The sequence below is a fragment of the Blautia sp. AM28-27 genome, assembly GCF_003480905.1.
In the GTDB taxonomy this organism is placed as follows: domain Bacteria; phylum Bacillota; class Clostridia; order Lachnospirales; family Lachnospiraceae; genus Fusicatenibacter; species Fusicatenibacter saccharivorans.
In genome coordinates this window covers 13,113-36,298 of the sequence record NZ_QUJK01000002.1, presented here as the reverse complement: position 1 = coordinate 36,298, position 23,186 = coordinate 13,113, and the positions used below count along the sequence as shown (strand labels likewise).

The window sequence follows — 23,186 nt, the reverse complement described above, 5'->3', positions numbered from 1 at the left end:
CTATTCTTTCATTATTTTTGCTATTTTAAGGATTTTATTTTCCACTGAATCCCTTGTATACTCTCCAGTATTTTGTTTTTATTTTTATCCTGCAAATAAGATGGATTTAATTTTGCTTTTTTATACTGCAAATATGTTCCTTCTGTTTTCTGAATCAGCAATTTTGTAAAATATTGTTCCCAGCTAAAAAACTCTGTGCTGTCGATATAATCTTCTGGATTTTCCAGAATTTTACGAACCTCTTTGTCCTGTAAAAGATCTGAATTTAAAATCAGCCATTCAAAAGACTCCGGTAAATATAAATGTACGTTCTGTTTTTCCTCTATTTTATTGCTGAGAAGATTCATTTCTGCTCCAATTGCAGCACCGTCCGCAATAATACAGGTTTCTTCTGTTCCTGCCTTGCCGATCATTTCCGGTATTTTTGTTTTTCCACCAGCGCTTTCACATGTAATATTCCTTTCTGCACATACATTTTCAAAAAATTGATACCCAGAATTGGAATCTTCCGTAATTATTTTTTGTACTCTAACAGGAAGCCGTGCTGTTTTGGGATAGATCTGATACATTTTCTGATATATTTTTCTGGTATCTCTGTATTTTCCGGAAACATGCAATCCATAAATCTCTTCTACACTATACGGCAAATTATATAAGTTTTCTCTCGTAATCAATACAAAATAGTTTTCTGAACCCCGTATGGCAGAAGCAAATTCTTCTGTTTTTATAAAATAATTCTCCTCGTCTATGAAAAAGATGCTTTCCCGGCTGTTTTCCAAAATAATTTTCCAATTAACACCTTCCAGCACTCTGCACGGTACTTCACAGGAAACGTTGATTCCGCTGGACTCCCCTAAATTTTCTGCCTGCCGGATCATATTTACCAGTGTTGTTTTTCCTGATGCACTATCCCCCTGGATGATTGTAATATTACGCTTTATCACAAATTCATAATGAACTCTGTTATTTTGAATAATAACTCTTTTCTTTCCCTTCATACATCCACCTATACATAAGCCTCGGCAACATCTACAAATTCGGACATATTCCGCACAATAGTCCCTGTATTTAAAATCAGGATTTCAAAAGGATCTTTGCCAAACCGCATCACATGACGCAGATTAATCGTCAGATCCTTTTGCTCTCCTAATTTTAAAATCCATTTTGCACAATTATCTCCACATACGGAGGCATTAAAGATCTTTCCGTCTGTATCGTATGCCATCAGCAGCAACGTTTTGATTCCTCCGGATAAATCTTTCGGTGGAATCGGACCAAGCACCGGGCTGTCAATCAGATGCGCACTGATTACCTCCGAGCGATCCACATCGCGGATCATTTCTTTTGCCAGTGGCGTGGTCAGCCATTCATCTTCATAACAATTATCAAAATAGGTTGGCGGATGATAGATTGCACCTTTCATTTCTCCAAGATATATTTTCAACATAATAAAATTCCTCTCGCTAACGCTCATTATATCGTGATACGCACATTATACCATATCTCAAAGCCTTCTTGCTCAAAAATGTATCGTTTGTCAACATTTTCCGGGATAAAAATGTTGACAAACGATACAAAACTATTGCCAAATGTCGCTAATTCATTTTTTCTCCCAAAAAGAAAGAAGCCATACTCTCTCAAGTATGACTTCTCTCCTTTTTCAAATTCTTTTTAAGGAAAAAGAATTACTCTTCTTCTGCGCCGTACAGTTTTACGAGTTTGTTCAGGTAAGTGTAACGGTCTTTTGCTTCCTGCTCGTTCTTGCCGAACAGTCTTTCTGCTTTCGCCGGGTTTGCACGTTTCAGAGAGTTGTAACGTACCTCGCCGTTCAGGAATTCCTGATAATCTCCTGACGGAGCCTTGGAATCCAGTGTGAATGCGCTCTTGCCTTCTGCAGCGAGTGCCGGGTTGAAGCGGAAGCAATGCCAGTATCCGGTCTGAACAGCGAGCTGCTCCTCGGTCTGTGCTTTGCTCATACCTTTCTTGATACCATGGTTGATACATGGAGCGTAAGCGATAATGAGGGACGGTCCCGGATATGCCTCTGCCTCTGCGATTGCTTTGACTGCCTGATTGTAATCAGCGCCCATAGCGATCTGTGCTACGTATACATAGCCATAGCTCATTGCGATGCTTGCCATATCTTTCTTCTTGGTTTCTTTACCGCCTGCTGCGAACTGTGCAACTGCACCGGTCGGAGTAGCTTTGGAGGACTGTCCGCCTGTGTTGGAGTAAACCTCGGTATCGAATACCATTACGTTGATATCTTTTCCGCTGGCAAGTACGTGGTCTACGCCGCCGAATCCGATATCGTAAGCCCATCCGTCACCACCGAAGATCCACTGGGATTTCTTAGCGAGGAAGTCTTTGTTCTTAACGATGTCTCTGCAAACGTCGCAGTCAGCGTCTTTGATTGCTTCTACAAGTTTCTCGGTTGCAGTTCCGTTGGTAGCGCCGCAGTCAAAGGTATCCAGATACTCTTTGCATGCTGCTTTTACTTCTTCCGGAGCTTTCTCGGAGTTCATAACATCCTCAACTTTGGCTTTCAGGCCGCCGCGGATTGCTTTCTGAGCGAGAAGCATACCATAACCGAACTCTGCGTTGTCCTCGAACAGGGAGTTGGACCATGCCGGGCCCTGTCCTTTCTCGTTTACAGTGTAAGGAGTGGACGGTGAGGAGTTACCCCAGATAGAGGAGCATCCTGTTGCGTTTGCGATGTACATTCTGTCACCGAACAGCTGGGTGATCAGTTTTGCGTAAGGAGTCTCGCCGCAGCCTGCGCATGCGCCGGAGAACTCAAGCAGCGGTTTCTTGAACTGGCTGCCCTTTACGGTATTCTCTTTGAATTTTGCTACAACGTCTGTCTTCTCTGGAAGAGCTGCTGCATAATCGAAGTATTTCTGCTCTGCTTCGTGTGCTGCAAGGCTTTCCATAGCCAGTGCTTTCACACCCTTCTTGCCCGGGCATACGTTTGCACAGGAACCACATCCGGTACAGTCAAGCTGGGAAATAGCCATTGTGAAGGTGTAGTCCGGCATACCGGTCATCGGCATGGTCTGGATGCCTTCCGGAGCTGCTGCTGCTTCTTCTGCGGTCATGGCAACCGGACGGATAACAGCGTGCGGGCAGACGAAGGAACATCTGTTACACTGGATACAGTTTTCCGGATTCCATACAGGTACGTTTACGGCGATACCACGTTTCTCGTATGCGGATGTGCCGGACGGAGTTGTTCCGTCTACGTAGTCTGCAAATGCGGATACAGGCAGGTTGTTTCCTTCCTGGGAAGTTACTTTTGCCTGGATGGTATTTACGAATTTAACAGCGTCAGCGCGGCCGCTCTCTGCATGAGTTGTGGTCAGACCTTCGTCTGCTGCATTTTTCCAGCTTTCCGGAACTGCAACTTCTTTGATCTGTTTTGCACCCTCATCGATTGCTGCCCAGTTCTTTGCTACGACATCATCACCTTTACGGCCATAGGTAGCTTTTGCTGCTGCTTTCATGAGTTCGATGGCTTTTTCTTCCGGAATGATCTTCGCAAGCTTGAAGAATGCAGACTGAAGAATGGTGTTGATACGGGTCGGTCCCATGCCGGTCTCGATACCGATCTTAACGCCGTCGATCACATAGAATTTGATGTTATGGTTTGCGATGAATGCTTTTACCTGACCTGGCAGATGCTCTTCCAGTCCTGCTTCATCCCATGGACAGTTCAGAAGGAAGGTTCCTCCGTCTACCAGCTCCTCTACCATGTGATATTTGTTCACATAGGAAGGATTATGACATGCAACAAAGTTTGCTTTGTGGATCAGGTAGGTGGATTTGATCGGTTTCTTTCCGAAACGCAGGTGAGACATCGTTACACCGCCGGACTTCTTGGAGTCATAATCGAAGTAAGCCTGAGCGTACATGTCTGTGTTGTCACCGATGATCTTGATGGAGTTCTTGTTTGCACCTACGGTACCGTCTGCGCCAAGTCCCCAGAATTTGCAGTTGATGGTTCCTTCCGGAGTTGTTACCAGAGGAGCGCCAACCGGCAGAGACAGATTGGTAACATCGTCTACGATACCAATGGTAAATCTCTGTTTCTCTGTATTTTCATATACAGCAACGATCTGAGCCGGTGTGGTGTCCTTGGAACCAAGTCCGTAACGACCTGTGAATACCGGTGTGCTCTCGAATCTGCTGCCTTTTAATGCTGCTACTACGTCCAGGTACAGAGGCTCGCCAAGAGATCCCGGCTCTTTTGTTCTGTCCAGAACGGAAATCTGTTTTACAGTCTCCGGAATTGCATTGATGAGTGCTTCTGCGGAGAACGGACGGTACAGACGTACCTTTACAACGCCGACTTTCTTGCCTGCTGCTACGAGGTAATCGATGGTCTCCTCGATGGTATCGCAGACAGAACCCATAGCGATGATTACGTGCTCAGCGTCTGCTGCTCCATAATAGTTGAACAGTTTGTAATCGGTTCCGATTTTCTCGTTTACTTTGTCCATGTACTCCTGTACGATTGCCGGAAGAGCATCGTAGTACGGGTTACATGCTTCTCTTGCCTGGAAGAAGATATCCGGGTTCTGTGCGGATCCTCTCTGGCACGGATGGTTCGGGTTCAGGGCATGTTTACGGAATGCATCTACTGCATCCATATCTACCATGTCTTTCAGATCTTCGTAATCCCATGTCTCGATTTTCTGAATCTCGTGGGAGGTACGGAATCCGTCGAAGAAGTTGATAAATGGAACTTTGCCTTTCAGTGCTGCACAGTGTGCAACCGGTGTCAGGTCCATAACCTCCTGTACGCTGGATTCGCAGAGCATTGCGACTCCGGTCTGACGACAGGCGTAAACGTCTGAATGATCTCCGAAGATGGAAAGTGCGTGGCTTGCAAGGGCACGAGCGGATACGTTGAATACGCCCGGGAGCTGCTCGCCGGCAATTTTATAAAGGTTCGGGATCATCAGAAGAAGTCCCTGGGATGCGGTGTAGGTTGTGGTAAGAGCTCCGGCTGCCAGTGATCCGTGTACTGCACCTGCTGCTCCTGCCTCAGACTGCATCTCAGTTACCTGAACTTCCTGTCCGAAAATGTTCTTTCTTCCCTGGGTTGCCCACTCATCGGTATGCTCCGCCATAACGGATGAAGGGGTAATTGGGTAAATAGCTGCTACGTCGGTATACGCATAAGACGCATGTGCTGCAGCCTGGTTACCATCCATGGTTTTCATCTTTCTAGCCATTTGATTTTATCCTCCTTAAAAAATGATGACCAAAAATTACTTTGGCTTTTCTCAGGTTGGTGTTCTGCCGGGTTTCGGTTGCCTCCGCGCTTCGAAAAACCCGGATAAGGGCATGGCAATGCCACTATGTCCAGTATTTGAATTATAACACCGATTGGGCATTCTGTCCAGATTTTCTGTGGGTGTTCAGGGAAAAATACAAGTTTTTTACAACTTCTGGTAATTCCGCGTCGAATTTCTCGATAAAAAAAGAAGGAACGACCCGCATATTTTTTCTCTTCTGCGGACAGTTCCTTTGCTTCTTTTATTTCTGATTCTGCGCCTCAATCTGTTCTGCGAGGTCGGTTAGATAAACCCATCTCTCGGTTTTTTCTTCCAGAGCAGCTTCGGTCTTCTCTTTTTCCACCATCAGTTCGGCGAGCTTTGCAGAGTTGGTGGCGTTTTTGAGCATCTGATCGTCAAGCGATGCAATCTTTTCCTCGAGTACAGCGATATCGTCATCGATGGTCTCGTACTCGCGCTGTTCTTTGAACGTAAATTTCAGGCGGGTCGGACGTTTCTGCTTCCAGTCATTGTTCTTTGACTTTGCAGGTTCGTCCGCGGACGTTTTGGACGGCGCTGCTTTTGCCGTTTCTTCCGCACTTCCGCCGAAACGGCGTTCTTTTGCTTCGAGGTAATCGGTGTAGCCGCCCTCGTACTGCAGAAGATTTCCGTTTCCGTCGAATTCGAAGATGCGGTCCACGACGTTATCCAGGAAATAGCGGTCGTGGGAAACGGTGATGACGATGCCGACGAACGTGTTCAGGAAATCCTCAAGCACGGTCAGGGTCGGGATATCAACGTTGTTGGACGGCTCGTCGAGGATCAGAACATTGGCGCCGCTCACTAAGACGGATAAGAGATACAGTCTCCGTTTTTCGCCTCCGGAGAGTTTGGAAATCGGGGTGTACTGCATATCCGGTGTGAACAGGAAGCGTTCGAGCATCTGCGATGCGCTGATGCGGCCGTCACGGGTCTGGACATACTCAGCGATATCTTTCACGTAGTCGATCACGCGCTGATTCGTATCCATGTCCGGCTCTTCCTGTGCCAGATAGCCGATGCGGATCGTGTCGCCGATTTCGATGGTTCCCGCATCCGGCAGGACTTCTCCGGTGATCATCCGCAGCATTGTGGATTTTCCGCAGCCGTTCGGGCCAATGATGCCGACACTCTGGTTCCGCAGGAAGATGTATTCGAAATCTTTCATCAGCGTTTTATCGCCGAAGGCTTTGCTGACGTTATGGAATTCAATCGTTTTCTTTCCCATGCGGGTCTCGACAGCATCCATCTCCACGACAGCGTCTGCGGTCGGTGCCGTGCCATTTTTGAGTACTTCGAGACGTTCGAGTCTTGCGCGCTGTTTTGTGCTTCTTGCGCGGCAGCCGCGTTTCGCCCATTCGAGTTCCATGCGCAGGATGCTCTGGCGTTTCCGTTCAGAGGCGAGTTCCATCTCCTCGCGCTCAGCTTTCAGTTCCAGAAAACGGGAATAGTTGGAATCGTAGCTGTACATTTTTCCGTGGCTGATTTCGAGGATGCGGTTCGACACTTTATCCAGGAAATAACGGTCATGGGTGACCATAAAGACGGTTCCGCGGTAATTTTTCAGGTAATCCTCGAGCCAGGAGAGCATCGCATTGTCGAGATGGTTTGTCGGCTCGTCGAGGATCAGGACGTCAAAATCGGACGCAAGCACTTTTGCCAGGGCAACCTTGCGGCGCTGGCCGCCCGAGAGGGTGTCGATTTTTGCGTCGTATTCGGTGATACCGAGCTGTACAAGGTTGCTCTGCACCTGCCAGTCCTCCTCATCGCCGGAAAGGGCGTAGGACAGCACGGTGGCATCCTTTGGAAATTCCGGTGTCTGCGGAAGATAGGCCATTTTGAGGTTGTTCTGGCGGATAATCTGGCCGGAATCCGGGGTCTCCTCTCCTGCTGCCATGCGCAGCAGCGTGGATTTTCCGGTTCCGTTGATTCCGACGATGCCGACCTTGTCGCCCTCCTGCAGGCCGAAGGAAGCATCGTCAAAAATCAGTTTATCGCCGAACAGTTTGCTGATGTGTTCGATGTTGATGATATTCATTTGCACAGTTCTGCAACGGTCTGGTTGATGACTTTTCCGTCTGCTTTACCTTTCATATCTGCCATAACGGCCTTCATGATGGCACCTTTGTTCTTGGTTGCCAGAACGTCTGCGAATTTCTCCTGGATGTAGGCTTTGACTTCGTCTGCACTCATCTGTTTCGGTGCGTACTCGCTGATGACGTCATAGCGGAACTGATACTCTGCTTTTAAGTCCTCACGGGATGCCGGGCAGGTATCGATCTGCTCTTTTACGGTCTTCAGCTCTTTTAAGATGACGCGGTCTACCAGCTCCGGTTTGATGTCATCGCGGCAGCCCTCGTCGATGGCTACTTTCTTTGCTGCGGAGATCAGGGAAGAGATGGCCTCTTTTCTCGCTTTGTCTTTGGCTTTCATTGCTGCTATCATATCACTTCTTAAAGTTTCTAATTCCATGGTGTTGTTCCTCCTGTACTAAATTTTGTCCGGTTTCAAGTATAACACTTCTCTTTTTGCTTTTCCAGTCACTTTGTAGGATAGCTCCCTTATTTTCCCCACGGCAGACGGTGTTTCTTTACCTGGATTGCCTGATGCGGGCACATTTCCTGACAGCAGAAACAGCGGATGCACTTTTTATAATCGTAGACCGGCGGATTTCTGCGGCCGTTATCAAAACGGACGGCTTTCCCTTCCACCGGGCAGCTCTCGACGCAGACGCCGCATTTTTTACATTTTTCTTCTATGATATAGGGGCGGCTCTGGAAGACCCCGAGGATCTCGAGCAGGTCGAGGGCTCCTTTTTTGCGGGCTTTGCGGCGGTCGACGTTGAAGTTTGGATTTCCGTACTTTCTTTTCAGTTCTTCCTCGGATATGGTGCCATCCGCTGTCACGATTTCGATGCGGTCGTCGTGCCACGTTCCAAGGCCGAGCGTTTCCCCGTAGAGATTTGTCGGCACATACGACGGATCAAGGTTCACCAGATGGCAGAACACGGTATCCAGTGCAATCGGATCGGTGGACATAAGAAGAACTCCCATCGAAACCGGGTCGCCGGAAGTCGGACCATTGCCTTCCATTGCTACGATGCCGTCGCAGATATAGAGGCGCGGGGCGACTTTCTGGTTCAGCTCGATCAGCATGTGCGCGAAGCTCTCAGCGTTCGGATACTGCGTGTGGCCGAGTTTTTTGTAGACGCCGCTGATGCAGCCGTACTGGTTCTTGACAGCTCCGGTGATGCGTTCCAGCGCGTGGGTTTTCATTTTGCTGACACTGATGAGGGCGTCGCAGTCGAGTGCATCTTTCGCAATCATCAGAAATTTACCATCGGCGGTTTCTACGCGCTCGCTCGTAAGGAAATCTTTCAGCGGAACGTTGTGTTTTTCCAGCACCTCTTTCAGCCCGGCTTCCTTTGCAATGCCCTCCGGGGTGCCAAGGCCGCAGGAATCGCCGCAGGAAATATTCTCATAGCCATTTTCCTGCAAAATCGTGATCAGGGCATCCATAACTTCCGGGTCGGTCACGACGGCGCGTTCTCGTTTTGCGGAGCGGACGAGGTTTGGTTTTAATAAGATATTCTCTTCTTTTCCGATCAGAGATTCCAGGCCGCCAATTGCTTCCAATCCCTTTTGCAGGCTTTCCTTTACGTGCGCCGGCTCATAGTCGGGACAGGCAACCACTGCCACTTTGCTTTTTTTCATATTCACCTCATGTTTTTCTATATTTCAAAAGAAGCTGCGATCCCCTTACCGGTTCTCACAGCTTCTTCGTATATTCACACAGAATATGTTTTTACTTATGCTACTTTGCTTTTTGCAAGCTCAGCCAGTGTTGCAAATCCTTCTGCATCGTTAACTGCCATGTCAGCCAGAACTTTACGGTTCAGCTCAACGCCTGCCAGTTTCAGACCATACATAAATTTGCTGTAGGACAGACCGTTCATTCTTGCTGCTGCGTTGATACGAGCGATCCACAGCTGACGGAACTGACGTTTTTTCTGTTTTCTTCCTGCGTAGGAGCTGGTCAGTGCGCGCATTACGGACTGTTTTGCTACTCTATACTGTTTGCTTCTGGCTCCTCTGTAACCTTTAGCCAGTTTTAATACTCTGTTATGTTTTTTCTTAGCGTTCATGCCGCCTTTAATTCTTGCCATTTCTTATTTTCCTCCTTGATCTGTTGGGCGTAACTCTACCTTGCAAAAATTACATGTAAGGTAAGATTTTCTTCATGTTCTTTACGTTTGTTGCATCAACAGTAGTCTGTTTTCTCAGGTTTCTTTTTCTCTTCTGAGATTTCTTGGTTAAGATATGGCTCTTGTAAGCTTTATTTCTTACTAATTTTCCTGTTCCTGTTGTTTTAAAACGCTTTGCAGCTGCTCTGCTTGTTTTTACCTTTGGCATTTTAATTTCCTCCTTGATATTGATTCAAATGTATTTTAACGTTTAGCCGTCAAAAACATGGTCATGCTTCTGCCTTCCACCTTCGGCGCTTTGTCAACCGTTGCAATATCGGACAGACTCTCTGCAAATTCATCGAGGATGTATTTGCTACTGTTCATATGTGCCATCTCACGGCCGCGGAAACGAAGTGTTACTTTTACTTTGTCTCCCTTTGTAATGAACTTGCGGGCTGCACCTACTTTGGTATTAAGATCATTGGTGTCAATGTTTGGAGAAAGGCGAACTTCCTTGATTTCAATTGTTTTCTGTTTTTTCTTTGCTTCTTTTTCCTTGCGGGCCAGTTCATATCTGTACTTTCCGTAGTCGATAATTTTGCAAACCGGCGGTTTCGCTGTCGGAGCAATTTTCACAAGATCCAGACCTGCTTCCTGTGCTTTCAGGTACGCATCTCTGGCAGACATAATTCCAAGCTGTTCTCCGTTCTGACCGATCAGACGAATTTCTCTGTCTCTGATCTGCTCATTAATCATTAATTCGCTAATTGTAGTGCACCTCCATCATTATAAAAGACTGTGTTCCCGCTTTTGCGGTGTAACGAAATCAAACTCGGCTCACCGGACCGGATTTGACTGATAACGCAAGAAAAGTGGATAGACAGACTATCCACTTAACATTGTACATAAATCTCTACACAAAGAGAACTTAAGATCAATATTGGACCGTAGTCGCGTGTTTGCGCTAGGGTGAGAGTGGATACTCTACTTTCTTTTTCTCAGACTATTGCAGTATAGCACTCTCCCATCCTGTTGTCAATACTGATTTTCGCATTTTTTCGTATTTATCTCCCGCAGCCACAGCGGAAGGAGCTGCACTCGGTTTCCTGGCAGCTGCATGCGCTGTCTCCGGCGATATGGATGTCTCCGGCTTCGCATTTACAGTTGTCGTTAAAGGTACAGTTCTGCGCCTTGCAGTCGACACCGATTTTCGTACAGCCGCAGCCGGTAGAGTTGAACATCGTGCCCTCACCGCGCTCCTTGAAGCTCTCGCAGCACGTTTCCATGGAGCTTTTGGCTTCGCTTCCGCCTACGCGGATATCTCCTTTGGAACAGAGCTCGTTCTGGTTGTAAACACAGGTCATAGCGGAACAACTTAATGCTGGCATAATAAATTACCTCCTGAAATTTAGTTTTCTGCGGTTTCGCCCGCATAGAAACCATTATTTCCAAGAGGTAATTTTTTATGCTTTATTATTTATTTTCTTTTGTTTCAACAGTAACCGGGCGGTTAACGCGGCCTGCGATTTCTTCTTTGATATCTGCGATAAACTGCTCCAGGCTTCTCTGGCCTTCATCACCTGCAAAACGGCTTCTGACAGATACAAGACCTGCCTCTTCCTCTTTTGCTCCGGCGATCAGCATGTATGGAATCTTCTGTCCCTGTGCCTCACGGATCTTATATCCAATCTTCTCGGAACGGGTATCCATCTCTGCGCGGATGCCTGCCTCGTGAAGGGCGTCCAGAACCTTCTTACCGTAATCTGCGTATTTGTCGGAGATTGGCAGAACCTTTACCTGTACCGGTGCAAGCCAGGTTGGGAATGCACCTGCAAAATGCTCGATCAGGATACCGATGAAACGCTCAACAGAACCGTAAACAACACGGTGGATCATAATCGGACGATGCTTCTCGCCGTCTGCTCCTGTGTATTCCAGCTCGAATCTCTGCGGCAGCTGGAAGTCAAGCTGGATGGTACCGCACTGCCACGTTCTTCCGATGGAGTCTTCCAGATGGAAGTCGATCTTCGGGCCATAGAATGCGCCGTCGCCTTCGTTGACTACATAGTCAAGGCCAAGATCATCGAGTGCGCCGCGGAGACCTTCGGTTGCTACCTCCCAGTCCTCATCGCTTCCCATGCTGTCTTCCGGACGGGTGGACAGCTCTACGTGATATTTGAATCCGAACAGTTTGTAAACCTGGTCAATCAGGTTTGCAACGCCTTTGATTTCGTCTTTGATCTGCTCCGGTGTCATGAAGATATGGGCATCGTCCTGGTTGAAGCAGCGTACACGCATCAGGCCGTGCAGCTGGCCGGATTTCTCATGACGATGTACCAGACCAACCTCTGCCAGACGCAGCGGCAGATCACGGTAGGAACGAGGCTCGGATTTGTAAACGAGAACGCCGCCCGGGCAGTTCATCGGTTTGATTGCATAATCTTCATCGTCGATGACGGTGGTATACATGTTTTCTTTGTAGTGATCCCAATGACCGGAGGTCTCCCACAGGCGACGGTTCAGGATGATCGGTGTGGAGATTTCTACGTATCCTGCTTTTCTGTGGATTTCACGCCAGTAATCCATCAGTGCATTTTTCAGATCCATTCCTTTTGGAAGGAAGAACGGGAATCCCGGGCCGTCCTCACTCATCATAAACAGGCCGAGCTCTTTTCCGAGTTTTCTGTGGTCACGCTTCTTTGCTTCCTCGATCATGTGGAGGTACTCTTCAAGCTCTGCTTTCTTTGTGAATGCAGTTCCGTAGATTCTCTGCAGCATCTTGTTTTTCTCGCTGCCTCTCCAGTATGCGCCTGCAAGGCTGGTCAGTTTGAAGGCTTTGACCGGCTTTGTGCTCATCAGATGAGGGCCTGCGCACAGGTCCGTGAATTCACCCTGGCGATAGAAGCTGATGACTGCGTCTTCCGGCAGATCTTCGATCAGTTCTACTTTATATGGCTCTTCTTTTTCTTTCATGAAAGCGATGGCTTCTGCTCTCGGCAGCTCGAAGCGCTCCAGTTTCAGATCCTCTTTTACAATTTTCTTCATTTCTGCTTCGATTTTTTCAAGGTCTTCGCTGGTGAGTGGAGTTTCTCTGTCTATATCGTAGTAGAATCCGTCTGCGATGGACGGTCCGATTGCAAGCTTGGTCTCCGGGTACAGTCTCTTGATTGCCTGTGCCATGATATGGGATGTGGTGTGACGGAATGCTGCTTTTCCGCCTTCATCGTTGAAGGTCAGAATGGAAAGATTGCAGTCCTTGTCGATGACGGTACGAAGATCTTCTACTTCACCGTTTACTTCACCTGCACAGGCCATTCTTGCAAGGCCTTCGCTGATGTCTGCTGCGATCTCAATGATGGATTTCGGTTCGGAGTACTCTTTGGTACTTCCATCTTTCAGTGTGATGATCATTTGCTTTACCTCTTTCTTTGTATATTTTTCGCAAGCGTGTTTCAGAATTTTTATATTTTTTACAGCAACAAAAAAGTCCCTTCTGACACGCTTATGCTGTCAAAAGGGACGATGTATTTTCATTCACCGCGGTTCCACCCATTTTGTTTTTTCAAACCACTTCATTTGACGATAACGGAATCACCGGGCCAGATTGGGGCCGCTCAGAGCTGGTCTTCGATCACGTTCCTGTTAAAACCCTTGCACCACAAAACGGGGTTTCTCTCTGTCACATTCGCTGTGATTTACTCGTCTCTTCTACGCTTTGTTTTTTGTGTTCGGTGCTTTTTGGCTCCCGATAGTTTTAGATTATATCACCCAATGCGTGGTTGTCAAGACCTGCATGGGCAGAAAATTTATTTTTCCGGCGATTTTTGTCCTGCTGTCTGCAGAGCAATTTTTTCTTTTGCTTTTTCCGGCATTTCCAGCAGGGCAAACTCGTAAAAGATGCCGTAAATATACGTGATTCCACGGATATCGCCCAGCGCTTTCGGGCGCTCGACAACCGGTCTTTCGCTCTCCTGCTGTAATTCCAGCACTTTCTGATATGCACTCCGGACGGAGCTCCAGACAAGACTTTTGCTTTTTTCTCTGCGGTTGATCCAGAGCTCTTTTGTATAGGTGCCGCTTCTGCCGTATTTCATATGGTAGGAATACGGCAGACCGGAATACGTATGGAACTCAAAATCCTGATACGCAGTAACACAGTCCCATAGGGCTTCTTCTGTCCGCTCCTTGCGGAGCCGCTGCAGGGCCTGTTCTCTTTTTCGCTGTAAGCTTTCCTGTGTTTCTTTCGTTTCTTCCATCTTGTTTGTCTTCTCCATCCTGTTTTTAATCCACCAGAAATTTATCCAGCTCCGCCGTCACGACCGGATTACGTTTTACCTGCGGATGGTCGATTCTTCCGGGACAATCGCCGTGATGTTTTCTCCCTCCGTCAGGATCGTAAGACCGGTCTGGACCTGCATCTCTTTCGTTCCGTTTAAAATTTTTCCGTTTTTGTAGGCATATTTCATACTCGATTCCCTCTTTCTGCCGAACGTATTATGGTTTATTTTATCACTCCTAAGAGAGATTCGCGATAGAAAATCTCAGATTTTTGAAATATTTTCCTCATCTGAGAGGCCAGGATATGCACAGATGGTTTCTGCATCCTTTTATTCCTCCTGCAATGCCGCCAGATATCCCAGAATTCGTTCCTTTTTTCTGTCGGGCAAATTACGAAAGCCTTCCAGAATCATTTTCTCCTCTGTGTTTGCCGCGCACATTTCGAGATCCACTGCTTTCCGTTCGATCTCATTTTCTCCTAAAAGCTCATACGGCGTAACCTTCAGCACTTCGCAGATTTTCAGTATCTTATCCGCCGACGGATTCGTCCCCTTTCTTTTCCAGTCGCTGATGGTGCTCTGTGAAATTCCGGTTTCTTCAGAGAATTCTTTCTGGGTCACCCCGTTTCGAAGAATTAATTCAAAAATTTTTTCACTGATCATTTTGTATTTCACCTTTTCACTCAGATTTTGTTTTACTATATCACAAAATTCCCTGTCCGTCACTTCCTCCAATGCTGAAAAAACGCCTCTTCCTGCCCTGTGCGGATTCCGTATTTTCTTCTTGCGATCTAACAAAAAAAGAAATGGTAATGCCTGGGAAAAGATGCGCCATGCAAAAAAACAGCCTGAGTTCCCGTTTTTACACCGAAACTCAGACTGTTTTTATGCGTTCTGTTCCGCTTCCACTTCCTGATTGATCTCATCCTCGCTGTCGGCCATTGCCTGCAGGGTCATAGTCAGTAATTTTTCCAGCGGCCAGCCAAGCTGATCGGCGCCCCTCTCAATGACCTCTCTCGAACATCCTGTTGCAAAGCCTTTGCTCTTATATTTCTTCTTTAAGGATTTCAGTTCCATGTCTTTTGTGCTCTTCGAAGGCCGCATCAGCGCAGCTGCCCAGATCAGTCCCGTCAGCTCATCTGCTGCAAACAGAACTTTTTCCATCTCATGCACCGGCTCCACATCCAGTGTGACGCCACACTCAATGGTAATGCCGCAGCCATGGGAAACGACACCATGAATGATATCTTCCGACACGCCGCCTTCCCGCAGAAGCTCCGGTGCTTTCAGGCAGTGCTCTGCCGGATACAGCTCAAAATCAATGTCATGCAGCAGTCCGACAATACCCCAGTGCTCCTCTTCTGCCCCATAGCCAAGCTCTCTTGCATACCATTTCATCACGGCCTCTACGGTAAGCGCATGCTGAATATGGAAGGGATCTTTGTTGTATTTTTTTAATAACGTAAATGCCTCATCTCTTGTAATTTCACTCATGCTTGATTTTCTCCTTCCCTTTTCTCTTTCCAGAATCACCTGGATTAGATTTGAATTATAATTTCGTCCATTATAATCCTGTATTCATAGTAATTCAATAGGTTTATCAAGACTTTTTTGTACATCATATAAAAAGGCGCCGTTCCCTCACCTTTCAGAGAGAGGGCACAGCGCTTTTCTTATTTTTCAAATTCTACACTTTACAGCAGTTTCGGTTTCAGCCGCACATCGAAGCTGATTTCGGTTTCTTTCAGCTGATATTTTTCCAGCAGCATCGGTCCGCAGCTTGCCGATCCGATCCCGGCCTGGCGGTAGTCGATGCAGAAAACAGTGCTTCCGCACGGCCGAAGCTCATAGTTGTGGGCTTTCGCGGTCAGCTCCTCCTGCGTGTAAATAGATGCCTGGAATGAGAAGGTTTTCTCGCCCACTGCCGTCAATACCGCACGATCACTGGCAAGACTTGCATAATCGCAGTCGTAGTGGCTGCCGTTCTCCTGCGGGCGGATATAGTCTTCCTGCTGTTCTGCCGGTGTGCTGTGGAAAACGCCGTGATAGCTTGCCTGGTGCTTATCCACGTAGCTCTCCACCGGACCGAGACCGCAGTAGGTCAGTTTTGCAAACGATTTCGGCAGGAACAGGCGCAGGCCAAAACGCGGCAGAACCGAGAATACCGGGTCTTTCTTTGCTTCTACATGGACATCGGTCGTTCCGTCGCTGTAAATTGTCCATTTGATCACACCTGCAAGGATCCGCTGCAGAGCCGGAGACGAAATCGAATAGCTTGTCTCGATCTCCACGCAGCCGTTTTCTTCTTTTGCCGTTGTCTCATACGCCCGCGTCACGGTGCGGTCATACTGAGCACGCATCCAGGTATTCTTGATATTGCGGTCATTGTCTGTCGGCGCACGCCAGATGTTCAGCTCCATCGGGCGGTCGAGCAGATTCTGGTTGGCATAGCACATTTCCTCGAACAGGCCGGTGAACTTATTATAGGTATAGCTGAACTGTTCCGTCGATACCGTCAGATAATGATCGTCCTCTTTCCATCCAAACGAAGCCGTTCCCTCCGGGCGCTTCATCATCTCTTTTGCCTTCTGGTTCTGATTGTCTTTCGTTTTCACCGGAACTTCTTCAAATCCCAGTTCGAACTGCTCCGGCAGCACCTCAGTGGCCTGTTTCTGATACCAGGTAACCTTCAGCGCACATTTTCCCTGCTCCGGCACGGAAATGGCAAGCGGAATCGTCTTCTCACAGCCTGCCGCAAGCTCCAGCAGTGCTTCATCTGTAATCTTGCCGCTCTCCGTCACTTCGCCGTCCACAAGCACCTCATAGCCGAGCACAGCGTAATCTTTCAGATTCACAAAATTCATATAGTTTTTGATGGTCAGTGTACCCTTTTCGGCATCATATCCCGTCACGCGCACCGGACGATACACGTTTTTAAATTCCATCAGTCCCGTATGCGGTGTGCGGTCCGGATAAACAAGTCCGTCCATGCAGAAGTTGCCGTCGTGCGGATACTCGTTGTGGTCGCCGCCGTACGCGTACATCTTCTTTCCCTCGATCGTTTTTCCCATATCAATCGCGTGGTCGCACCACTCCCAGATAAAGCCGCCGCACATCTTCTCCTCGCTGTGGATCAGTTCAAAGTAGTCTTCAAGATCTCCCGGGCCGTTGCCCATCGCATGGCAGTATTCGCACATGATATACGGCTTATCCCCGTACTCCACCAGCTCTTTTTTGATCTCCTCGAGTGATGGATACATGCGGCTGTAGAGGTCGAGGTTGCTGTAATCGTATTTCTTCGGATCATCCACATACCGTGCCGACTCATAGTGCGTCAGACGCGTCGGATCAAATTCCTTCGTCCACTTTAAGGCCGCCTCGAAGGTACAGCCGTATGCGCACTCATTTCCCATCGACCAGATGACAACGCTCGGGCGGTTTTTATCGCGCTCTACGCAACGCTGTGTGCGGTCTACGGTTGCCTCGGTAAATACCGGATTGTTCGCAATTAGTTTATTCCAGTTCTTCGCATACTCTTCCCAGCCCGTGTAATTCGCATAAATTGCCTCTGTGCCGTGGCTCTCATTGTCCGCCTCATCGATGACATAAAAACCGAGACGGTCATAAAGCTGATAACAGTACGGCGCATTCGGGTAATGGCTGGTCCGGATCGCATTGATGTTGTGCTCTTTCATTACCTTCAGATCTTTTTTGATCTGTGCAAGGCTGATTGCAAATCCCGTCACCGGATCGCTGTCGTGGCGGTTTGTTCCGTGGAATTTGATCTTCACGCCGTTCAGGTACAGCACACCGTCCTTCGCGTGGATCTCACGGATGCCGACATGATCCGTGATCACCTCACCCGCCGTCTCCAGCACCAGCGTATACAGATACGGCTCCTCGGCATTCCACAGATGTGCATCTTTTACATGCATCTGAACCGTATCGCCGCCAAACGCTGCCTCTGCCACAAGATGATTTTCTGCATCAAACAGCTTTGCTGTTCCTTCCTGCGGTTCCCCGTCATTCCAGGTAATCGCAATCGAAACTTCTCCATTCTGGTACGATGCGTCCGGCGCTGCCTTTACAAAGTAATCGCGGATGCCTTTTTCTGGTCTTGCAAGCAGATAGACATCGCGGAAAATGCCGCTCATGCGGAATTTGTCCTGATCCTCGAGATAGCTTCCATCGCACCATTTCAGCACCAGTACGGCGATGGTGTTGGTGCCATCTTTTAAGAAGTCTGTTACATCAAATTCACTCGTAGAATGAGACACCTGGCTGTAGCCGACGAAGCTGCCGTTCATCCACACGTAGAAACAGGAATCCACGCCCTCAAAATTCAGGAATTCCCTCGGTGCTTCCTCCTGTTTTTTCCACTCGAACGTTCTCACGTACGCACCGCACGGGTTCTCATACGGCACATACGGCGGATCCACCGGGAACGGGTAGCGGACATTCGTATACTGATGGTGGTCATGGCCATAATTCTGCCAGACGGACGGCACCGGAATCGTCTCGAATGCAGAAGTGTCGTATCCTTCTGCGAAAAACTCCTCTTTTACATCGTAAACACTGGTAAAATAGCGGAATTTCCAGTCGCCGGAAAGCAGGAAAAAGCGGTCCGACGCCTCCCGGTTCTCCACCAGATCCTCCATGCGGCGGGATGCCGGAATGTAGTAGGCACGGTTCGGCATGGTATTCACATGCAGGTGATCGAAATCTTCGAAATATTTTGGAACAATCATCTCTTTTTAAGTCCTCCTTATTCTGTCTTTTGTTTCCAATATCGGCACCGAAACACACGCAGTCCCGGTGCCGATCAGGTTTTCTGTTATTCTTTTACTTTTTCCATGCAGGAAGAACGCCTTCGTAATTCATGCCATAACCGTAGTCATAGTTATGTCCTTCGCTGTCAATATAGGTTTCCATATCCAACGCACGGTCCTCACTCTGCTCCTCAACCGCATCCATATCCTTCGGCATCTGGATCGGCAGACGGCCGGTCGGGTTGTAACCGCCGAAGACAACGTCGAGCACAGCGGCTCTCGAAACACCGAACTCTGCGATGATCGCATCGGCTTCGGCTTCAAATTCATGCATCACCATCGGGTTGTTGACGGTTGCGCAGACGATCACCGGCTTGTCGCCCATCGCGCGGCGGCATTCGAGAATATTGTCGAGATCAGCCTCGTTGTAGGCAGTGTTTGTCTTTCCAAGATAGCTGCGGTTCGTGAAATTCTCGCGGAAATCACCGCCGGCAATGCTCACCTCACGCGCTTTTTTCGCCGTATACGGGCGGTACTGCAGTGTAATCGGCAGATAGCCGTTGCCGCCGTTCGCAAGATCTTCGGTGGAATACGGGTTGCATGCCGGGCTTTCGATAAATACCAGCGCCACATCGGCCTCCTCCGGTGATGCCACGCGTGTACCGTACTTGGACGGCAGTCCATCCGGCAGCGGATCTTCGGTTTTTGCCGGCAGATCGATGCGGAAGAACGCTTTGGACGGTCCGATCTTTCTCTCCGGAATATAAACCTTCAAACCTTTCTTCAGCGGCAGCACACCCTTCTGTCCTTCCGGTGCACGTTTCGCACTGTTTTTCAGCAGGACGATGGATTTCTGCTGTGCCTCATAGCCATGGCGGCAGAACTCTTCGCATCCTACAATCTTTGCGGATTCTTCCGGATCAAGATACGGGTCCTCAAACAAGCCGCAGTGGAAAATGTTGATCAGAAGACGTTTGGCGGACAGCTCCATGCGCTCACGCATCGCTTTCTCGCCGTATTTCTCACAGCCGATCTTATATGCCTCGACAATCGGACCGGACTCGCTGTTTCCGCCGAACTGGTCAACGCCGTTTGTGATCGCCAGCAGACACCGTTCTGCCTCGGTCATATCCTGCACGCCGTAGCAGCGGCTTCCAAATCCCTCAATCGTCTTCTCCGGATCCTGGGTGATGCCCCAGTCGGTGCAGACAATGCCTTTAAATTCATATTTTCCGCGCAGCAGATCCTTGATCAGGTACTCGCTGTAGGAGTTTCCGACGTTCTTGCCGTTTTTCTTGTCCACGCCGTAGGATACGGTGTAGTACGGCATAACCGCGGATGCGCAGTCGGTCGGTCCGTCCAGGTGGAAGGCTGCCTCGGTAAACGGTTTTAAATGCTCCTCAAAATTTCCGGTCGGATAAACGGCAAACTGTCCGAATGCATAGTGTGCATCGCGTCCGGCCTCTCCGGTGCCGCCGCCCGGCCAGTGTTTGACCATCGTGTTGACGCTGTCTTTTCCCCAGCCGTCTGCTTCCCCTTCCGTTGTCTGCATACCGTCACAGTACGCTTTGGTAAGCTTTTTGGACATCTCCACTTCTTCGCCTAACGTATCGACAAAGCGCATCCATCTCGGCTCGGTGCAGAGGTCGATCTGCGGTCCGAGTGCCGTTGTGATGCCGAGTGCCCGGTATTCACGGGAGGCATCCTTTGCAAACTGTCCGGCTACTTCCGGGTCAAAGCATGCTGCAAAGCCGACACCCTCCGGCCATTTGCTGATCTCGCTTCCGCCGCTCTTGAACTCTGCGCCGGAATCCTTTGCTCCGTTCCGCGGATCAGAGGAGAGGTTGATCGGAATACCATACGGCAGTGTCTCTGCCCGTTTCTGCAGCTCATTGCTCCATTTTGCGGAAATCTCCGGGCTTTCCACGTTCGTCAGCAGGATATGGCGGATGTGCTCGTCCTCCAGAAATTCTTTCTGCTGATCTGAAATCGCATACGGTTCTTTGCCGGATTCCAGATACGTTTTTCCGTCAAACGTTCCCTGGAACGGACCGCCCGGCATCGGCGGTACGGCCTGGTGCGGTGAGTACAACATAAGGCCAGCGATCTCCTCGATGGAAAGACGGCCCGCAAGGTCTGCGGCTCTCTCCTCATCGGAGAGGCGCCAGTTCTCATACGGCAGCAGTTCACCGGTTTTTGCCAGGTCTTTAAAGTAATACCCGTCTTTTTCCAGTACCTTAACTCCGGACTCTTCTGCCCAGGCGATCGTTTTTCCGCCCTCCTGGCGGATCCGGTGGATTCCGTTTTTCGTTGTTTTCTCCATAAGTTTCACCCTTCTTTTCCCAATTTATTTTAAAGTAAATACCGCACTGTTTTCCGTCGTGCTGCTGTTGCCGATCATCACCGTAAAGGTACCCGGCTCGCTGCCGAAGGTTCCGTCGAGCCGGTAGTAGCGCAGATCCTCTTCGGTAATATAGAACGTAACCTCCTGCTCCTCACCCGGGGCAAGCTCTACTTTCCGGAAACCTTTCAGCTCTTTCACCGGACGAACCACATCGGAATAATCATCGCGGATGTACAGCTGAACAACCTCGCAGCCTGCAGCATCACCGGTATTCTTCACGGTTACTTTTGCTGCAATTCTGCCATTCTTATCCATCTCGTTCTGGTCAAGCACGACATCCGAAATGGCAAATGTCGTGTAGGAAAGACCATAGCCGAACGGATACAGCGGTGCATTCGGAATGTCAAGATATTTGGAGCGGAACCGCTCTTTCATGCCCGGCAGATTCGGTCTTCCGGTGGAATACTCGTTGTAGCTGACCGGTGCCTGGCCCACGCAGTACGGGAAGCTCATCGGCAGATGGCCGGACGGATTTTTCTTTCCGTTCAGAACATCCACAACAGCGCTTCCGCCCTCGGTTCCCGGGAACCATACCTCGAGAATGGCTTTTGCTTTAGCGCTGATTTCCCGCAGATCCAGCGGGCGGCCGTTGAACAGAACGACAACCACATTCGGGTTGACGGCCAGCACTTTGTGGAACAGCTCCATCTGGATTTCCGGCACATCGATCATGGCACGGCTGGTCGCCTCGCCGCTCTGCAGATAATGCTCACCCATCGGCATTACCACGAGATCGGCCTCTTTTGCTGCCTGTAGTGCGCTCTGCTCCATGGCAGCAAGCTCTTCCTCACTGTATTTTTTCGGTGTCGTCTCGGTAAATCCGATCAGCTCCACATCGTTTCCGATAACCGGGCATCCTTCCGCATACGTGGTGCGTGATGCGTCGAAGACTTTCTCGGCTGCTTCCTGAATCGTCACGCAGTCCTTGCTGTCGCCGGTGAAGGACCAGCTGCTCTTGATTTCATGATTGTTGGTATACGGGCCGACAAATGCAATCTTTTTCGAAGTGTCGAGCGGCAGTACGCCGTCGTTTTTCAGCAGGACGAAGGATTCCTCCGCTGCTTTTTTCGCCAGTGCACGGTGCTCCGGGCAGAGGTTGTATGCTTTCTCTTTCTCGGCATCCGCATCTTTATATGGATTTTCAAACAGTCCCAGTTTGTTTTTCAGCTCCAGAATCCGCAGGCAGCACTCGTCAATCAGATGCTCGTCCACTTCACCTTCTTCTACGAGACGGCAGAGGTTTGCGGCGTAAACGGATGTCATCATATCAATATCCACGCCTGCCTCCAGCGCTTTTTTCGCTGCATCGGCGGCATCTTTCGAGCTTCTGTGGGCAACGGTTTCCAGAATGGCTGCAAAGTCAGAAATCAGCACGCCGTCAAATCCCATCTCGCCGCGCAGGATATCGCGCATCAGCCATTTGTTGGTGCTCGCCGGAACGCCGTTGATCGTGTTGAATGATGTCATCACCATCGCTGCGCCCGCATCAATGCCTGCTTTGTATGCCGGAAGATAGAATTCACGGAAGGTATGCTCTGAGAGCTCTACGGTGTTGTAATCTCTTCCTGCGACTGCTCCGCCGTAGCCTGCAAAGTGTTTGATGCAGGAGGCAACTTTTCCCGGTGTTTTTAAATCATCGCCCTGGAAGCCTTTTACGATCGCCTCGGAAAAGCGGCTGTTCAGGTACGGATCTTCGCCTGTGGATTCCACAACGCGGCCCCATCTCGCATCGCGCACAAGGTCAACCATCGGAGAAAAGGTAACGTGAAGTCCGGTCGCGGATGCTTCTTTTGCGGCTGCAGACGCGCACTCGCCGGAGAGCTCCGGATCAAAAGTGGCTCCCTGCGCCAGCGGCGCCGGGAAAATGGTCTTCATGCCGTGAATGACATCCATCATGAACAGCATCGGGATGTGATGCGGCTGTTTTGCCATGTAGTCATCCTGCAGTTTTTTCATCGTATCGGCACCGGCTGCACCGAGAATGGAACCGGCCATCTCCAGGTCCTCTTTTCCGATTCCCATGTCATTTGCCGGGCCGGTCAGGACGCTGTTTTCATCCCCGAGGTAAAATGCTCCGCTTAACTGAAGCATCTGATCTACTTTCTCTTTCAGCGACATATCCGCCAGCAGCTTTTCCAAATCTGTCTGTTTCATTGAAAAACCTCCCTGTTGTTATTTTCAGAATTTTCCTGTTTCTTATATCATTTGTTTCTATTTTACGGCATAACTCTG

The 23,186-nt window shown here is 49.1% G+C and carries 18 protein-coding genes; all 18 read right to left on the bottom strand.

Annotated elements, in window-relative coordinates:
- Positions 1–20 precede the first annotated feature (20 nt).
- Positions 21–998, bottom strand: a complete 978-nt coding sequence (locus DW743_RS04335) for a hypothetical protein (RefSeq protein WP_055227896.1) — start codon at positions 996–998, stop codon at positions 21–23.
- A gap of 8 nt (positions 999–1,006) precedes the next feature.
- Positions 1,007–1,447 (bottom strand): DUF4869 domain-containing protein, encoded by a 441-nt coding sequence (locus tag DW743_RS04330; protein ID WP_055227895.1) that lies wholly within the window; start codon positions 1,445–1,447, stop codon positions 1,007–1,009.
- Between the two features lie 238 nt (positions 1,448–1,685).
- Positions 1,686–5,237 (bottom strand): pyruvate:ferredoxin (flavodoxin) oxidoreductase, encoded by a 3,552-nt coding sequence (gene nifJ, locus DW743_RS04325; protein ID WP_117760614.1) that lies wholly within the window; start codon positions 5,235–5,237, stop codon positions 1,686–1,688.
- A 304-nt stretch (positions 5,238–5,541) separates the two neighbouring features.
- Positions 5,542–7,356, bottom strand: a complete 1,815-nt coding sequence (locus DW743_RS04320) for an ABC-F family ATP-binding cassette domain-containing protein (protein WP_117760613.1) — start codon at positions 7,354–7,356, stop codon at positions 5,542–5,544.
- Positions 7,353–7,790 carry a GatB/YqeY domain-containing protein gene (locus tag DW743_RS04315; protein WP_055221697.1) on the bottom strand — a complete coding sequence of 146 codons (438 nt, stop codon included), beginning with the start codon at positions 7,788–7,790 and terminating at the stop codon, positions 7,353–7,355. Before DW743_RS04315 ends, DW743_RS04320 begins: the two co-directional genes overlap by 4 nt.
- Before the next feature lie 89 nt (positions 7,791–7,879).
- The gene (locus DW743_RS04310) at positions 7,880–9,031 is read right to left on the bottom strand and encodes a DUF362 domain-containing protein (protein WP_117760612.1); all 1,152 of its coding nucleotides are present in this window, start codon (positions 9,029–9,031) and stop codon (positions 7,880–7,882) included.
- A gap of 95 nt (positions 9,032–9,126) precedes the next feature.
- The gene (gene rplT, locus DW743_RS04305) at positions 9,127–9,483 is read right to left on the bottom strand and encodes a 50S ribosomal protein L20 (RefSeq protein ID WP_022461741.1); all 357 of its coding nucleotides are present in this window, start codon (positions 9,481–9,483) and stop codon (positions 9,127–9,129) included.
- Positions 9,484–9,532: 49 nt separating this feature from the next.
- Positions 9,533–9,730 carry a 50S ribosomal protein L35 gene (rpmI, locus tag DW743_RS04300; RefSeq protein ID WP_022461742.1) on the bottom strand — a complete coding sequence of 66 codons (198 nt, stop codon included), beginning with the start codon at positions 9,728–9,730 and terminating at the stop codon, positions 9,533–9,535.
- 35 nt (positions 9,731–9,765) lie between these two features.
- Entirely contained in the window at positions 9,766–10,260 is a 495-nt protein-coding gene (gene infC / locus DW743_RS04295; RefSeq protein ID WP_022461743.1) for a translation initiation factor IF-3, read from the bottom strand.
- A 308-nt stretch (positions 10,261–10,568) separates the two neighbouring features.
- The gene (locus DW743_RS04290) at positions 10,569–10,892 is read right to left on the bottom strand and encodes a DUF1540 domain-containing protein (RefSeq protein WP_022461744.1); all 324 of its coding nucleotides are present in this window, start codon (positions 10,890–10,892) and stop codon (positions 10,569–10,571) included.
- Positions 10,893–10,977: 85 nt separating this feature from the next.
- Complete coding sequence (thrS, locus tag DW743_RS04285; protein ID WP_117760611.1) at positions 10,978–12,915, bottom strand: threonine--tRNA ligase; 1,938 nt, start codon at positions 12,913–12,915, stop codon at positions 10,978–10,980.
- Positions 12,916–13,310: 395 nt separating this feature from the next.
- On the bottom strand, positions 13,311–13,760 hold the full coding sequence (locus tag DW743_RS04280) for a hypothetical protein (RefSeq protein ID WP_172680781.1): 450 nt from the start codon (positions 13,758–13,760) through the stop codon (positions 13,311–13,313).
- A 75-nt stretch (positions 13,761–13,835) separates the two neighbouring features.
- Positions 13,836–13,970: a hypothetical protein gene (locus DW743_RS18625; protein ID WP_256359690.1), complete on the bottom strand. Its 135-nt coding sequence runs from the start codon at positions 13,968–13,970 to the stop codon at positions 13,836–13,838.
- A 141-nt stretch (positions 13,971–14,111) separates the two neighbouring features.
- Positions 14,112–14,444: a helix-turn-helix domain-containing protein gene (locus DW743_RS04275; RefSeq protein WP_070103703.1), complete on the bottom strand. Its 333-nt coding sequence runs from the start codon at positions 14,442–14,444 to the stop codon at positions 14,112–14,114.
- A 222-nt stretch (positions 14,445–14,666) separates the two neighbouring features.
- Positions 14,667–15,275, bottom strand: a complete 609-nt coding sequence (locus DW743_RS04270; RefSeq protein ID WP_117760610.1) for a hydrolase — start codon at positions 15,273–15,275, stop codon at positions 14,667–14,669.
- A gap of 200 nt (positions 15,276–15,475) precedes the next feature.
- Entirely contained in the window at positions 15,476–18,529 is a 3,054-nt protein-coding gene (locus tag DW743_RS04265; RefSeq protein ID WP_117760609.1) for a glycoside hydrolase family 2 TIM barrel-domain containing protein, read from the bottom strand.
- A 94-nt stretch (positions 18,530–18,623) separates the two neighbouring features.
- Positions 18,624–20,873, bottom strand: coding sequence for a glycoside hydrolase family 3 protein (locus DW743_RS04260; RefSeq protein ID WP_117760608.1), 2,250 nt, complete (start codon positions 20,871–20,873; stop codon positions 18,624–18,626).
- A 24-nt stretch (positions 20,874–20,897) separates the two neighbouring features.
- Complete coding sequence (bglX, locus tag DW743_RS04255) at positions 20,898–23,108, bottom strand: beta-glucosidase BglX (protein WP_117760607.1); 2,211 nt, start codon at positions 23,106–23,108, stop codon at positions 20,898–20,900.
- Positions 23,109–23,186 lie beyond the last annotated feature (78 nt).

Coding starts and splice junctions, on each gene's coding strand:
- DW743_RS04320 (WP_117760613.1), bottom strand. CDS start 7,356: ATGAATATCATCAACATCGAACACATCAGCAAACTGTTCGGCGATAAA.
- DW743_RS04265 (WP_117760609.1), bottom strand. CDS start 18,529: ATGATTGTTCCAAAATATTTCGAAGATTTCGATCACCTGCATGTGAAT.
- nifJ (WP_117760614.1), bottom strand. CDS start 5,237: ATGGCTAGAAAGATGAAAACCATGGATGGTAACCAGGCTGCAGCACAT.
- DW743_RS04330 (WP_055227895.1), bottom strand. CDS start 1,447: ATGTTGAAAATATATCTTGGAGAAATGAAAGGTGCAATCTATCATCCG.
- infC (WP_022461743.1), bottom strand. CDS start 10,260: ATGATTAATGAGCAGATCAGAGACAGAGAAATTCGTCTGATCGGTCAG.
- thrS (WP_117760611.1), bottom strand. CDS start 12,915: ATGATCATCACACTGAAAGATGGAAGTACCAAAGAGTACTCCGAACCG.
- DW743_RS04270 (WP_117760610.1), bottom strand. CDS start 15,275: ATGAGTGAAATTACAAGAGATGAGGCATTTACGTTATTAAAAAAATAC.
- DW743_RS04315 (WP_055221697.1), bottom strand. CDS start 7,790: ATGGAATTAGAAACTTTAAGAAGTGATATGATAGCAGCAATGAAAGCC.
- rpmI (WP_022461742.1), bottom strand. CDS start 9,730: ATGCCAAAGGTAAAAACAAGCAGAGCAGCTGCAAAGCGTTTTAAAACA.
- DW743_RS04335 (WP_055227896.1), bottom strand. CDS start 998: ATGAAGGGAAAGAAAAGAGTTATTATTCAAAATAACAGAGTTCATTAT.
- bglX (WP_117760607.1), bottom strand. CDS start 23,108: ATGAAACAGACAGATTTGGAAAAGCTGCTGGCGGATATGTCGCTGAAA.
- DW743_RS04275 (WP_070103703.1), bottom strand. CDS start 14,444: ATGATCAGTGAAAAAATTTTTGAATTAATTCTTCGAAACGGGGTGACC.
- DW743_RS04290 (WP_022461744.1), bottom strand. CDS start 10,892: ATGCCAGCATTAAGTTGTTCCGCTATGACCTGTGTTTACAACCAGAAC.
- DW743_RS04280 (WP_172680781.1), bottom strand. CDS start 13,760: ATGGAAGAAACGAAAGAAACACAGGAAAGCTTACAGCGAAAAAGAGAA.
- DW743_RS18625 (WP_256359690.1), bottom strand. CDS start 13,970: ATGAAATATGCCTACAAAAACGGAAAAATTTTAAACGGAACGAAAGAG.
- DW743_RS04260 (WP_117760608.1), bottom strand. CDS start 20,873: ATGGAGAAAACAACGAAAAACGGAATCCACCGGATCCGCCAGGAGGGC.
- DW743_RS04310 (WP_117760612.1), bottom strand. CDS start 9,031: ATGAAAAAAAGCAAAGTGGCAGTGGTTGCCTGTCCCGACTATGAGCCG.
- rplT (WP_022461741.1), bottom strand. CDS start 9,483: ATGGCAAGAATTAAAGGCGGCATGAACGCTAAGAAAAAACATAACAGA.